At 63.7% G+C, this 13,631-nt stretch carries 13 protein-coding genes; 3 read left to right on the top strand and 10 right to left on the bottom strand.

Going from position 1 to position 13,631, the window contains the following annotated elements:
* Positions 1 to 21: 21 nt before the first annotated feature.
* The 8 genes from RBB39_RS18115 to RBB39_RS18080 form a co-directional block, all read right to left on the bottom strand.
* A complete protein-coding gene (locus RBB39_RS18115; protein ID WP_045991438.1) occupies positions 22 to 882 on the bottom strand; it encodes a branched-chain amino acid ABC transporter permease in 861 nt (286 codons plus the stop codon).
* Positions 883 to 972: 90 nt separating this feature from the next.
* On the bottom strand, positions 973 to 2,244 hold the full coding sequence (locus RBB39_RS18110) for an ABC transporter substrate-binding protein (RefSeq protein ID WP_083970210.1): 1,272 nt from the start codon (positions 2,242 to 2,244) through the stop codon (positions 973 to 975).
* Positions 2,245 to 2,382: 138 nt separating this feature from the next.
* Positions 2,383 to 3,402, bottom strand: coding sequence for a benzoate 1,2-dioxygenase electron transfer component BenC (gene benC / locus RBB39_RS18105; protein ID WP_045991437.1), 1,020 nt, complete (start codon positions 3,400 to 3,402; stop codon positions 2,383 to 2,385).
* A 20-nt stretch (positions 3,403 to 3,422) separates the two neighbouring features.
* Positions 3,423 to 3,911: a benzoate 1,2-dioxygenase small subunit gene (gene benB / locus RBB39_RS18100; RefSeq protein WP_045991436.1), complete on the bottom strand. Its 489-nt coding sequence runs from the start codon at positions 3,909 to 3,911 to the stop codon at positions 3,423 to 3,425.
* 23 nt (positions 3,912 to 3,934) lie between these two features.
* On the bottom strand, positions 3,935 to 5,302 hold the full coding sequence (locus RBB39_RS18095; RefSeq protein WP_306169251.1) for a Rieske 2Fe-2S domain-containing protein: 1,368 nt from the start codon (positions 5,300 to 5,302) through the stop codon (positions 3,935 to 3,937).
* A gap of 222 nt (positions 5,303 to 5,524) precedes the next feature.
* The gene (gene catA / locus RBB39_RS18090) at positions 5,525 to 6,484 is read right to left on the bottom strand and encodes a catechol 1,2-dioxygenase (RefSeq protein WP_108131175.1); all 960 of its coding nucleotides are present in this window, start codon (positions 6,482 to 6,484) and stop codon (positions 5,525 to 5,527) included.
* A 106-nt stretch (positions 6,485 to 6,590) separates the two neighbouring features.
* Positions 6,591 to 6,881: a muconolactone Delta-isomerase gene (gene catC, locus RBB39_RS18085; protein ID WP_045991433.1), complete on the bottom strand. Its 291-nt coding sequence runs from the start codon at positions 6,879 to 6,881 to the stop codon at positions 6,591 to 6,593.
* 75 nt (positions 6,882 to 6,956) lie between these two features.
* Entirely contained in the window at positions 6,957 to 8,075 is a 1,119-nt protein-coding gene (locus tag RBB39_RS18080) for a muconate/chloromuconate family cycloisomerase (RefSeq protein WP_045991432.1), read from the bottom strand.
* Positions 8,076 to 8,349: 274 nt separating this feature from the next.
* Between RBB39_RS18080 and RBB39_RS18075 the strand changes: the two genes are divergently transcribed.
* The 3 genes from RBB39_RS18075 to RBB39_RS18065 all read left to right on the top strand — a co-directional run bounded on the left by RBB39_RS18075 (position 8,350) and on the right by RBB39_RS18065 (position 13,054).
* Positions 8,350 to 9,252, top strand: a complete 903-nt coding sequence (locus RBB39_RS18075; RefSeq protein ID WP_045991431.1) for a LysR family transcriptional regulator — start codon at positions 8,350 to 8,352, stop codon at positions 9,250 to 9,252.
* Positions 9,253 to 9,583: 331 nt separating this feature from the next.
* A complete protein-coding gene (locus RBB39_RS18070) occupies positions 9,584 to 11,251 on the top strand; it encodes an MFS transporter (protein ID WP_083970204.1) in 1,668 nt (555 codons plus the stop codon).
* A 57-nt stretch (positions 11,252 to 11,308) separates the two neighbouring features.
* Positions 11,309 to 13,054 (top strand): amidohydrolase, encoded by a 1,746-nt coding sequence (locus tag RBB39_RS18065; protein ID WP_045991430.1) that lies wholly within the window; start codon positions 11,309 to 11,311, stop codon positions 13,052 to 13,054.
* A gap of 50 nt (positions 13,055 to 13,104) precedes the next feature.
* Here the strand turns inward: RBB39_RS18065 and RBB39_RS18060 are convergent, their stop codons facing one another.
* Positions 13,105 to 13,311, bottom strand: a complete 207-nt coding sequence (locus RBB39_RS18060) for a Rid family hydrolase (protein ID WP_306169250.1) — start codon at positions 13,309 to 13,311, stop codon at positions 13,105 to 13,107.
* On the bottom strand, positions 13,278 to 13,457 hold the full coding sequence (locus tag RBB39_RS18055) for a hypothetical protein (RefSeq protein WP_306169249.1): 180 nt from the start codon (positions 13,455 to 13,457) through the stop codon (positions 13,278 to 13,280). The genes RBB39_RS18060 and RBB39_RS18055 overlap by 34 nt, the downstream gene beginning before the upstream one ends.
* Positions 13,458 to 13,631: the final 174 nt, after the last annotated feature.

Raw genomic sequence — 13,631 nt, 5'->3', positions numbered from 1 at the left:
GAGGGTGATTGTCGTCGGGTCTCAGGCGAACAGGCCGCGCGGCTTGATCAGCAACACCAGCGCCATGATCAGGTAGATCAGCATGCTGGCGAGACTCGGGATCAGCACCGGACCGAAGGTCTCGGCCATGCCGATCAACAGCGCGCCGAAGAAGGCCCCCTTGATCGAGCCGATGCCGCCGATGACCACCACCACAAAGCAGGTGATCAAGATCGAGTCGCCCATGCCCGGCGTGATCGACGACAGCGGCGCCGCCATCATCCCGGCGAAGGCCGCCAGGGCCACGCCGACGCTGAAGATCAGGGTGAACAGGGTGCGGATATTGATGCCGAGCCCTTCGACCATCTCGCGATTGACGGCGCCGGCGCGGATCACGATACCGAGCCGGGTGTGGCGGATGATCCAGTAGATGGCCCCCGCCAGCACCAGGCATACCGCCGCCACGAACAGCCGATAGACCGGGTACTGCAGGTTGTCGGTCAGGGCGATGGCGCCGGTAAAGGGCTCCGGCAGCGCCACCGAGTGGACGTCGCCGCCCCAGATGATGCGCTGGGCCTCGTTGAGCACCAGGATCAGGCCGAAGGTCAACAGCACCTGGTAGAGGTGGTCACGCTTGTACAGGGTGTCGAGAAACAGCCGCTCGATGACCAGCCCCAGCAGTACCGCGATGGGCACCGCAATCAGGATCGCCAACCAGAAGTTGCCGAGGCGCTGGGTCAGGTCGAAGGCCAGATAGGCGCCGATCATGTACATGGCGCCGTGGGCCAGGTTGATGATGCCCATGATGCCGAAGATCAGCGTCAGGCCGCTGGCGATAAGGAACAGCAACAGCCCGTACTGAAAGCCGTTGAGCAGCTGCACCCCGAAGAAGGCAAGGTCCATGAAGAACTCCTTTGGCGTTGGCCCGCCCGAGAGCGCCCGGTATTCGCGGGCGCCTCGGCCAGGTCATTGACGCGGTGAACGAAGGTCGCCTCAGCTCTTCATCGGGCAGGCGCTGTCGGGAACTTCCAGCTGCTCGCTGGCGATCGAGGTGACGTGGTGCTCGCCGTCCCTTACCTCGCGCAGGTAGACGTTCTGGATCGGGTGGTGGGAGGCCGAGAAGCTCACCGGGCCGCGCGGGCTGTCGAGTTCCACCGCTTCCAGCGCCGCGATCAGCGCCTCGCGGTCGGGCTCGCCGTCAATCGAGGCGTAGGCCTGAGCCAGCAGCTTGCCCGCGTCGTAGCCCTGCACCGCATAGGTGTCCGGGGCCTCGCCATAGGCTTCCTGGTAGGCCGAGACGAAGGCCTGGTTCTGGGGTGTGTCCAGGGTCTCGGCGTAGTGCATGGTGGTCTGCACGCCGTCGGCCGCCTCACCCAAAGCCCCCAGGTTGCCGTCGGTCAAGAAGCCCGAGCCATACAGCGGAATGCTGTCGTTGAGTCCGGCGGCGGCGTAGTCCCGCACGAAGCCGACCCCGCCACCACCGGCGAAGAAGGTGTAGACGGCGTCCGGGGCGATGCTGGCGATCTGCGCCAGGTAGGTCTGGAACTCGGTGCTCGGAAACGGCACCAGGATCTGCTCGACGATCTCGCCGCCGGCATCGGTGAAGGCCTGCTCGAAGCCGGCCAGGTCTTCCTTGCCGCCGGCGTAGTCCCAGGTGATGGTGACGATCTTGCGATGGCCCTGATCGTAGGCCACCTGCCCCATGGGATAGCTGTTCTGCCACATGCTGAACGAGGTGCGAAAGACGTTGGGCATGCACAGCTGGTTGGTGGCCGCCTCGAGTCCGGCGTTAGGGATGATGGTGATGGCGCCGGTCTGCTTGGCCACCCGCAGCATGCCCATGGCGACGCCGGAGTGGACCGGACCGATGACCACGTCGACGCCATCACCCTTGACCAGGCGGCTCATGTTCTGGGGCGCCTTGGAGGGGTTGGCCTCGGAGTCCAGGGTCACGTACTCGACACCATGACCACCGAGGCTGCCGCCCTCCTGCTCGATGGCGAGCTTCAGCCCATTGGTGATGGACTCGCCTAGTGCGGCGTAGGTGCCGGAGTACGGCAGCATCAGCCCGAGCTTGACGTCGTGCTCGGCCAGGGCCTGGGTGGACAGGGCGGCACCGGCCAGCGCCAGGGTCGCGGCCTGCAGCGAACGTGCAAGCGGGCCAAGGCGCCGGGATGACAGGGAAGCTTGGCGGCGGCTGTACGTGTTATCGGTGCTGGGCGTGTTATCGGTGTTGAGGTTTTTATCGATAGTGAGCTTGGCCATGATCATGTCTCGTCAGGTTGTGATTATCGTTATGAGATTGCGGGGCTCTCGCTGGACAGGGAGCCCCGGCCTGCGGCTGTCTGTTGTCGGCAAGGGCGAAAGGTCTCCCTTGCCGGATCTGCTTCGGGGCAGGACGCGTCAGTTGGGCGTGAACTTTTCGTAGTGAAAGCTCGCCGGTTTGATGCCCTGCTGGTCGAAGTGCTTGAGCACCGCATCCACCATCGGCGGCGGGCCGCACAGGTAGACGTCGACGTCGCCGTCATGCAGCTTCTGCGGGTCCATGTGATGGGTGACGTAGCCCTTGCGTTCGTGGCTGCTGTCCTCGTCGGCGACCACCGTCAGGTAGTCGAAGTCGGGCAGCGCTTCGACCGCCGCGTCGAGCTCTTCGCACTTGACCAGATGATCGTCCTTGGTCACGCCATAGATCATGTGGATCGGCTGGCCTGCGCCCTCGCCCTGGGCCTCGAGCGCGGCAAGCTGCTTGAGCATCGACAGGAAGGGAGCAAGCCCGGTGCCGCCGGCCAGCATCAGGATCGGGCGCTGGATGGCGCGCAGGTAGAAGCTGCCCATGGGGCCAGTCACGGCCATGGCGTCACCGGCCTTGGCCTTGTCCGCCAGATAGCCGCTCATCAGCCCGTCCGGCACATTGCGGATCAGGAAGCTGGCGCGGGACTCCCCCGGCAGCGAGCTGAACGAATAGCTTCTGTGCTCACCACAGCCCGGTACCTCCAGGTGCACGTACTGCCCCGGCAGGAAGTTCAGCGGCTCGCCTTCGATATCGATGGCAAGCTCGATGGAGTCCTCGGACAAGGGCTCGACGTGGACCACCGTGGAGGCACGGCTGTCGACCTCGGTCTTGCATACGGTCGAGGCCACCGGCACCGACAGCACGCAGTCCGAGGACGGCACCATCTGGCAGGTCAGCACCTGCCCCTCGTGCAGCTCCTCGTCGGACAGCGCCTCGTCGATGTACTCGTCACCCAGCTCGAACTCGCCCTGGTCGCAGTGGCACTTGCAGGTGCCGCAGACGCCGTCGGAGCAGTCCATCGGCAGATTGACCTTGTTGCGGTAGGCCGCATCAAGGACGGTCTCGCCCTCGTTGCAGTCGATAAAGCGCGACACCCCGTCTTCGAAGTTGAGCGCGATGGTGAAGCTCATGGTCGTTCTCCTTCACCGACTTAAATGTGATAAACGTCGATGACCTGGTGGATATAATCGTTATTGAGCTGCACCTTCTTGCGCGTGATAAGCGGGCTGTCACCGGACACGTCCAGGGTGTAGAAAGACACCCCGAAGTAGCTGTCGGTCTGCTTGTAGCGGTGGCTCAGGGTGTGCCAGTTGAAGCACACCTCCAGGCTGTCGCCCTCCTCCTTCATCACCTCGATATTGGTGATCTGGTGGGTGGTGCGCGGCTCCGGCGTGCTGGCGCCACTGCGCTCGGTCTTGATCCGATAGACGCGATCCTCGAGCCCTTCCCGATTGGGGTAGTAGATCAGCGATATCTCGCTGTTCGGGTCACCGGTCAGGGTGTCGTCGTCGTCCCAGCAGGGCATCCAGAACTCGGCCTTCTTGTGGTACAGGGTCAGCCACTCGTCCCACTCGCGCTCGTCCAGAAGGCGCGCTTCGCGATAAAGAAAGGCCTGGATGTCGTGATAGCTGATGCTCATGATTCGTCTCCTTTCCGCAGGATTCAGGCTGAGACCGTGGCGATGAACTGGCTGCGTTCCTTGTCGATGGCGCGCAGCATTTCCTCGACCCAGTGCTGGTGGTGCAGCACGTAGAGGCCTTCGTCCTCCGGCGAGGCACCGCTCTTCAGCGGCTTCATGTCGATGGCGCTGGCGTCTTCGTCGGGACCATCGATCCATTGCTTGGCGCCACGCGACAGGTCATTCCATTCGGCCAGGGCACCGTTGTAGCCGTTCTGGCAGCCGCGGAATTCCTCCAGGTCATCCGGCGTGCCCATGCCGCTGACGTTGAAGAAGTCCTCGTACTGGCGGATGCGCACGCGACGGTTCTCCGCCGATTCACCCTTGGGCGCGAAGCAGTAGATGGTGACCTCGGTACGGTCCACCGCCAGCGGACGCAGCACCCGAATCTGGGTCGAGAACTGGTCCATCAGATAGACGTTGGGGTACAGACACAGGTTGCGGGTCTGGTTGACGATGTTGTCGGCGCGGGCCTCGCCCAGCTCCTTCTCGATGCGCTCCTTGTGCTCGTAGACCGGACGCACCTCGGGATTGAGCAGCCGGGTCCACAGCATCATGTGGCCGTTCTCGTAGGAGTAGAAACCGCCCTTGGACTTGGACCAGCCATCGGCGTCCACCGCCTTGGTGCCGCCTTCGTCGTAGTTTCGACGGTCCATGGTGGAGGCGTAGTTCCAGTGCACGGTGCTGACGTGGTAGCCGTCGGCGCCGTTCTCGGCCTGCAGTTTCCAGTTGCCGGTGTAGGTGTAGGACGAGGTGCCACGCAGGATCTCGAGACCTTCCGGGGCCTGGTCGACGATGTTGTCGATGACCTTCATGGTCTCGCCCAGGTACTCCTCGATGGGCATGACGTCGTCGCTCAGGCTGCCGAACAGGAAGCCCTTGTAATTGGCGAATTTCGGCAGGCGTTTGAGGTCGTGGGAGCCGTCCTGCTTGAAGGCGTCCGGGTAGGCGCCGGCCTTCTCGTTCTTGGCCTTGAGCAGACGCCCGTCGTTCTTGAAGGTCCAGCCGTGGAACGGGCAGGTGAAGGTGCCCTTGTTGCCCTGCTTGCGACGGCAGATGGTGGCACCACGGTGGGCGCAGGCGTTGATCAGGGCGTGAAGCTCGCCCTCCTTGTCGCGGGTGATGACCACCGGCTGGCGCCCCATGTTCAGGGTGAAGTAGTCACCGGGCTCGGCGATCTGGCTCTCGTGGGCCATGAACAGCCAGTTGCCCTCGAAGATGTGCTTCATCTCGAGCTCGAAGAACTCGGGGTCGGTGAACATGCTGCGGTGGCAGCGAAAGACGCCCTGTTCGGGGTCATCCTCGACGGCACCACGCACGCGGGCTTCGATCTGATCGAGTTTGTTGCTCATCGTTGTTCTCCTCTCTATCACGGTCCGCTCACACGGGCGGCTCACACAGACAGCTCATTCGAGTCGCTCGTCCCGCCGGCCCCTTGGGGCGGCCTGCCCGCAGGGCAGGCCTGGTCTGGCTTGGCGCGATTTACCTCGGGGCTATCCATCACAGGGCTGTCCATCACAGCGATTCCCGTGACACTCGGTGGTCGGTTCAGGGTTGTCGCGAGTCCAGGCGGCTCAGCCGTCCTCGAGGGCGCGGGGGCGCTTGTGGCGCTGCTGCAGCTCGGTCTCGCTGGTGGCGGCAAGCTCGATGTCGAACACCACCTCGGTGAAGGGCCCCTCGAGGCCACGATCGCTGGCCTCGCTGGCGTCCTCGATGCGCCTGGCGTCCACCACCAGCTCCTCGCGGGTGGCGAAGGCGAAGTCGTCGTAGGTGTAGGGGTCGCCGGCGAGGTTGATCTGGGTGGTCAGGTGCTTGTACCCGGGCGCCGAGATAAAGAAGTGGATATGCGCCGGTCGCTGGCCATGACGACCGAGCAGGTCCAGCACCTGCTGGGTCGGGCTGTCCGGGGGGCAACCGTAGCCGGAGGGGATGATGCTGCGCGCGCGATAGCGGCCATCGGCGTCGGTGTAGATGGTACGACGCAGGTGGAAGTCGGCCTGGGACGGGTCGAAGAAGCTGTAGTTGCCCTTGCTGTCGGCGTGCCAGATCTCGACCTTGGCCCGTGAGATCGGCTGGCCCTGGGTATCGCGTACCTGACCGGTCAGCCACATTGCCTCGGCGTCGGTGTCCGAGCCGTCGTCCAGGCGCGCCTCGCCCTCGGACTCCGGGGCACCGGCGACGTACAGGGGCCCCTCGATGGTGCGCGGGGTACCCCCGGCAAGGCCGCGGGCGGCGTCCTCGGCGTCCATGCGCATGTCGAGGTAATGATCGAAGCCCAGACCCGGGGCCAGCAGGCCGTACTGGGTCTCGGCGCCGAGCGCGTTGAGCACGCTGACGCCCTGCCAGAATTCTTCCGGGGTGACGTCGAAGTCATCGATCAGCTTGTACAGGTCCGACAGCAGACGATGCAGGATTTCCTTGGCCCGCTCGTTGCCTTCGGTCTTGTCGAAGCCGGCGACGGTATTGAGGAAGTCCTGTACCTCCGGGGTGTCGAAGATGCGCACTGACTTGGTGGTGGGATTGAGACTGTTCATCTGGCGGTCCTCAGGTGTGGCGTACTTGTCGTTATCGTTGTTGGCGGTACTGGCCGGGGCCTGGCGATTCGCTCTGCCCCGACGTCTGGCTGGCCAGGGGCAGACCCTAGCTGTCGTCATCGCGGATCGAGGACGGGTGGCGGCACAGCGGCTTGACGCGGATCTCCATGTAGGGAAACAGCGGCAGGTTCGATACCAGCTCCTGCAGCTCGGCGTTGTCGGCCACGTCGAACACGCTGACGTTGGAATAGCTGCCGGCCACCCGCCACAGATGGCGCCACTTGCCGGAGCGCTGCAGCTCCTGGGCGTAGTCCTTCTCGCGGGCCTTGATCTCGGCGGCGCGCTCCGGCGCCATATCCGGCGGCAGCTTGACGGTCATTTCCACCTGAAACAGCATCTTCGTTCTCCTCTCGATCGGGGGCCGTCGATGCAGCCCTGGAGGCTCGCGCGGCCGGTCTGATGGCGATGTCGCTCAGCTGCGTGCGTACTCGCGCAGCTTGTCGTGATCCAGTTCGAGCCCGAGTCCCGGGCCTTGCGGCAGCGCCACGCCAAAGTCGTCGTAGCGCAGGGGGGTGGTGACGATGTCATCGGTCAACAGCAAGGGGCCGAACATCTCGGTGCCCCAGGCCATCTCGGGCAGGGTCGCCCAGGCGTGCAGCGAAGCGGCGGTACCGATGGTGCCCTCGAGCATGGTGCCGCCGTAGAGGCCAATGCCCCCGGCGTCGGCCAGGTGGGCCAGGCGCAGCGCGCCGCGCGGCCCGGCGCTCTTGGCGATCTTCAGGGCGAAGGCGCCGCTGAAGCCGGACTCGATCAGTGCCAGCCCGCAGCGCAGGTCCTGGACACCTTCGTCGGCCAGCATGGTGACCTCGAAGCGATTGGCCAGTCGTGCAAGCCCAGCCCGCTCGTGGGCCGGAATGGGTTGCTCGATCAGGTCGACCCCGGCCTCCTCGAGGGCGGCGATGGCGCGCACCGCGGTGGCCTCGTCCCAGGCCTGGTTGACGTCGACCCTGACGCTGGCGCGATCCCCCAGTGCGGCCTTGATGGCGGCAACGTGGCGCACGTCGTGATCCACCTCGTTGGCGCCGATCTTGAGCTTGAAGTCACGATGGCGACGCTGCTCCAGCCGCTTTCTGGCCTCCTCGATATCCTTGTCGGTATCGCCACTGGCCAGCGTCCACAGCACCGGCAGGTGATCGTGGCGGGCGCCGCCCAGCAGTGTCGCCAGGGGCACCCCGAGACGCTTGCCCTGGGCATCCAGCAGCGCGGTCTCGAGCGCCGACTTGGCGATGACGTTGCCCTTGGCCAGCTTGTCGAGCCGGGCCATGGCGAGGTTGACGTTGTCCGCCGCCAGGCCGACCAGCGCCGGCGCCAGGTAGGTATCGATGTTGACCTTCATGCTCTCCGGACTTTCCGGGCCATAGGCCAGGCCGCCGATGGTGGTGGCCTCGCCGATGCCTTCGATACCGTCGGAGCACTTGAGGCGTACGATCACCAGCGTCTGGGTGGCCATGGTGGCCATCGACAGCTTGTGCGGTCGGATGGTGGGCAGGTCGACCAGCAGGGTCTCGACGCTTTCGATCAGGGCGGTCATGGCGGCTCCGGCAATTACCATCAGCTCGTTGTCATCCACGGGCTGGCGATCTGGGTGATGAGGAAAGCCGCAAGCGCTGTAAGCCTCGGCGACTCGTAAGCGATCAAGCCATACCTTGGTAAGATTTCTCTTACGATGCGAAGCACCACTGCCATCGACATCGGCAGAGACCTACGGCGGAAAGACGCTTGATCCGGCGATTGAGTGCAGTGTGATTGTCTTTGAGGGGCACAACCAATATGGTCTGGGTAGACCGCAATACCCTGGAGGTATCATGGAGCTTCGACACCTGCGCTATTTCTGTGCCGCAGCAGAAGAGCTGAACATCACCCGGGCGGCCGCCAGGCTGCATATGGCGCAGCCCCCTTTGACCCGGCAGATCAATCAGTTGGAGGAAGAACTGGGGGCCCAGTTATTCATTCGCGGTCCCCGAGGGCTGACCCTGACGCCCACTGGCAAGTTCTTCCATGAGCATGCCCTGCAGATGCTCGAGAAGCTCGATACCACGGTGGCGGCGGTGCGCCGTATGTCTCGAAGCCACAAGGAAATGTTCGGTATCGGCTTTGTGCCCTCGCTGTTTTACGGCCAGCTGCCGCTGCTGGTGCGCGAGTTGCGACAAAAGGACGAGGTGGAGCTGACCCTGGCCGAATTGACCACGGTGGAGCAGGTGCAGGCGCTGAAGGCAGGACGTATCGATATCGGCTTCGGACGCCTGAGGATCGACGATCCCGACGTGGAACAGGAGGTGCTGTTCGAGGAACCGATGATGGCGGCGGTGCCGGAGGGCCACCCGCTGGTGGGCACCACCCCAACCATGGAGGAGCTCGCCCGCTACCCGCTGGTGCTGTACCCGGCGAGCCCGCGCCCGAGCCTTGCCGACCTGGTGCTGGGGCTGTTTCGCCGCCGAGGGCTCAAGGTCACGGTGGTGCAGGAGGCCAACGAGATGCAGACGGCGCTGGGCCTGGTGGTGTCGGACTTCGGCATCACCCTGGTGCCGGAGCAGGTCAAGCGACAGAACCGCGATGGCATTCGCTACCTGTACCTGGCGGAGAAGCACATTACCTCACCGATCGTCTGCAGCCGGCGCCGGGGAGAGACGCCCAGCGCGACCATGCAGGCGGCCAACGCCATCCTCGAGGTGCTGGTGGAGAATCGTCGGACGGGCAAGTACCCGTAACAGCCAGATCACGCCCAAGGACCTGCAATCACCTCTGCTGGCGCCATCCACCTGCTCTTCCTGCCCCGGGCTGGCCAGCCGCCAGACATGAAAGAGGCGGGATCAATGACCCTTGTCATTTCTCCCGCCCCAGCACATTGACGCCCGCTCTTTTTCGTAAAGTATTTTTCATAAAACCATAAAAATCAGCTACTTAAAAAAATGACATCGAGCAGATTTCTGCCCGAAACACCTACTACCTCGCATGAGGCATGACGCCTAATACCAAAGAGCAATAACCAACGTCGGAAGAACCGACAGGCACACCGCTTTTTGGGTACGAGGTAGCGCCATGACAACGCAAGCAAAAGACTCCCCGAATACCGGCATCCTCTTCTGGATTCCGGCCATCATCGGCAGTCTGGCTCAGGTGGGAACGAGCGGTGACAATTCGGTTCTCGGAATGTCGACCCACGAATTCATCGTCCAGCTGGGCGCCAGCATGGACCAGGTGCAGATGGCCAATATCGTCTATAGCCTTCTGGCCGGCGCCTTGATGGTCTTCGGTGGCATGCTGGGTATCGCCAAGGGCTTCAAGCGGGTATTTCTGGCCGGCGCCCTGATCGCCTGCATCGGCGAAGTCCTGGCCGCCGTCGCCCCGAGCATGACACTGGTGGTATGGGGCGCCAGAACCGTCATGGGCACAGGGGCCGCACTGATGGTGCCCTCGATACTCGGCATCATCGTCTCGCTGTATCAGGGCAAGCAGCGCGCCATCGCCTTCGGCGCCGTGGGTGCCGCCACCGGCCTTGCCGCCGCGCTGATGCCGATCGGTGCGGGCTACATCATGGATCACTTCGGCTACCAGGTCGCCTACGCCTTCCTGGCCGTGTGGTTTCTGACCATCTTCCTATCCGCCTGCCTGTGGATACCGGCCATCCCCGCCAATCCCATCCGCATCGATATCCAGGGGACCCTGATCGTCTGCCTGTCGTTGCTGATGTTCATCCTCGGCTGTTCGAAGATATCGGTGTGGGGACTGGTGCACCCACTTGATCCCCCGTTCACCGTCGTCGGCATCTCTCCTGCGCCCTTCTTGATCGTCGCCGGCGTTGCTCTGGCAGGCCTTGCGCTGGTCACCGAGCGGCGTGTCGAGGCCCGCCATGGTGCCGCCCTGGTGCCCCAGTCGTTCGTCACCACGCCCCAGGTACGCAGCGGCCTATACGTTACCGGCCTGATCTTCGCGATCTTCGGCGCGGTGTTCTTCGTCAATGTCTCCTGGATCATGGTGGTGGCAGGGTACAACGGGACCATGACCGGACTGGCCGTATCGGCCATGGCATTTCCCATGATGTTTACTTCGATCGGTGTTCCGCGCTTTTTCATCCAGGTGTCGCCTCAACGCATCGTGACCACCTCCACCGCCCTGGCGGTCATCGGTGCCCTGCTGTCCCAGCTGGCGCTAACTCCCGACGGCTTCGACGCGCCGATCATGTTCATCGCCATGGTGGCCTTCGGCGCGGGCGCCGGTGGCCTGTCCTCGCAGTCGGCAATGATCGTATCCACCGCACTGAATCCGCGTGATGCCGCCCAGTCTTCCGGCATCCAGTGCTCCACCCGCAACGTCTGGCAGGCAGCAGCGGTGGCGATTATCGGTTCCACCCTGCTGTTCGGCACCACCGCCAATTTCAAGGATGCCGTCCACAGCGCCGACATCAGCGCGCCCACCCAGGCCTACGTCAATCAGCTTCCGGTGATCGGCTTCATGAGCAATCAGGACTTCGAGGACAGCATCGGTCAGCTAGCGGCTACCCCGGCGGAATCACGGCTGCTGCTGCATGCCTACAAGCAGGCCCGACTCAAGGCGGCCAAGTACGCCTTCTGGTCGCTGATCCTGATCATCCTGCTGCATCTTCCCGGCTTCCTGGCAATTCCCAAGATCGGCTGGGGCAAGGGCCCAGACCAACCGAAGCCGGACCATGACGCCTCACCCCACGGGCTTGCCGACGACAGGCTGTAGACGCGGCCACCGTTTCCTTCTTTCGATCCACGAGTACTGACCTCAAGGAGTGACACCATGAACTTCGATGACCTTTCATTGAGACTCATTGATGAGCGCCAGCCCGTCACCATCTTCAAGGCCGACAAGGTGGTCACCATGGACTCGGAACGGCCCTGCGCCGAGGCGGTGGCCGTACAGCACGGCACTATCGTCGGCGTCGGCGAGCTCAGCCGGATGGAGGTGCTGCTGCAGCGCCACCGCATCTCCTACCACGTCGACGTCAAGTTTCAGCGCCATGTGATCTATCCTGGCTTCTCCGAGCACCATATGCATCCGCATATACTCGGCGCCAACCTGACCGGCGCGCACTATGTCGGCTACGTCGATAGGATCGATGCCGAAGGTGGACGGCTTCCGGGTATACGCAGCAAGGAGGCGCTGATCACACGCCTCAAGGAGCTGATTGAACAGGATCGCCCGCGGCTGGAAGGCCCCGGTACCAACTGGCTGAACTGCTGGGGCTTCGACCCTCTGCTGCTGGGCAATATCGACGTCTCCCGCCAGGTCCTTGACGAGGTCTCCACCGAGTTCCCGATCTGCCTTGGCCATGCCTCCGGCCACGTCATCAATCTCAACAGCCTGGCCATCGACATCAGCGGCTACGACACGCTGCCGGACGACCCCAACCTGCCGCGTGACCGCGATGGACGCGTCACCGGCACCATCAACGAGCCACCGATGATGGCCCACGCCATCGCCAAGGGTGCAGGTCAACTGGACTTCTCGGTGGAGGGGCTGGTCGAGGCCGGACGGGTAGCGACCAGGGTGGCACGCCTCAAGGGCTGCACCTCGATCACCGACAAGGGCGCCAACTTCCCGCTGACGCCCGGTGACAACGCCTCGCGTGCCTGGATCGAGGCCGACTCGCGGGGACTGCTCAGCACTCGCGTCAACCTGGAGGTGTGGTACTCCACGGCAGAGCTCTGGCAGCACGACGGCCATCGCGGCTGGGAGGCGATACGTGCGCTTCGCAGCGAAAAGCGCCCCTACCTCAGCGTCGGCAATCTGAAGCTGTTTGCCGATGGCTCGATCCAGGGCTTTACCGCCAACATGCTGCCCGACCAGCCCTACGTCACCGCCGGCAAGGACAACGGCCAACTATTGCTGAGCCAGGACGAGGTCGCAGAACAGATTCGCCTGGGCGAAGCCAACGGTATGTCCTGCTCGATCCATACCAACGGCAATGGCGCCACCGAAAGCGTGCTTCAGGCCATCGAACAGCTACGCGAAAGGCAGCCCAATCTGGGGTTCCGCCACTCGCTGGAGCACTGTCAGCTGGCCACCGAAAACCAGTTCTATCGCATGGCCCAATGTGACGTCACTCCCAACCTGTTTGCCAACCATATCTACTACTGGGGGGACGTCCACGTCGAATACACGGTGGGCGAGCATCTGGCCAGGCGCATGGACGCCTGTCGCTCGGCGACCCGCCACGGGCTTCGCCACGGCATCCACTCCGACGACATGGTCACCGAGGTCTCGCCGCTGTTCTCGGCCTGGTGCGCAGTCAACCGCCGCACCCTGTCGGGCAGGGTGCTCGGCGAGGACCAGTGCTTGAGCGTGGACGAGGCCATGCGCGTGATCACCTGCAACCATGCCTGGCTCGCTCACCAGGAAGACGTCCGAGGCAGCATCGAAGTGGGCAAGTGGGCCGACTTCACCGTGCTCGAGGAGGAAGCTACCGAGGACAAGCGTGAGCGGCTCAAGGACTTGCGGATCATCGGCACGGTGATCAACGGCGACGATATCCTGATCAACTAGTTACTCTGATGACGTACCGAACAGCGCCCAAGGGCGCTGTTCGGCGTTTTTCATCCCTGAAACTCTTCCCCCGCCGCTGCCACGAAGGCCATCTCGACCAGCAGTTCGGGATTGGCAAGCTCGGCCTTGACGCAGGCGCGACTGGGGGCGGTGCCTGGCTCGAACCAGGCCTCCCAGGCGACGTTCAGGGCATCGAAGTGGGCAAAGTCGGTCAGGTAGATGGTCACCGAGATGATGCGTGTCTTGTCGCTGGCCACTCCTCGGCCTGTTCGAAGATCTGCTCCACCTGGCCGGTGATATCGGCGCGGGTGTCCGCCTCGGCGACTTCGACGAAGTGGGCCATGCCGTTGAACACGGTGATGTCGGACCAGCGGGGGGTGGGGTTGATGCGGTGGATATCCATGGGGGGCCTCGAAGCCAGGGCGGGAAAGACCGCTAGCATAGGCCATGGAAGCGTCGGTGCAAACGCGGGCAAATAGCGACACGGACGTCGCGGTTCACGCCGCGACGTCCGTGTGGTCAGGCGAACGCGATCAGAAGTCGAAGAACACCGTCTCTCCCTCCCCCTGCAGCACGA

Source organism: Halomonas sp. MMSF_3323 (genome assembly GCF_030733595.1).
Taxonomy (GTDB): domain Bacteria; phylum Pseudomonadota; class Gammaproteobacteria; order Pseudomonadales; family Halomonadaceae; genus Halomonas; species Halomonas litopenaei.
Note: the sequence above shows the minus strand (reverse complement) of the source record. Positions and strands in the feature narration are given on the sequence as shown.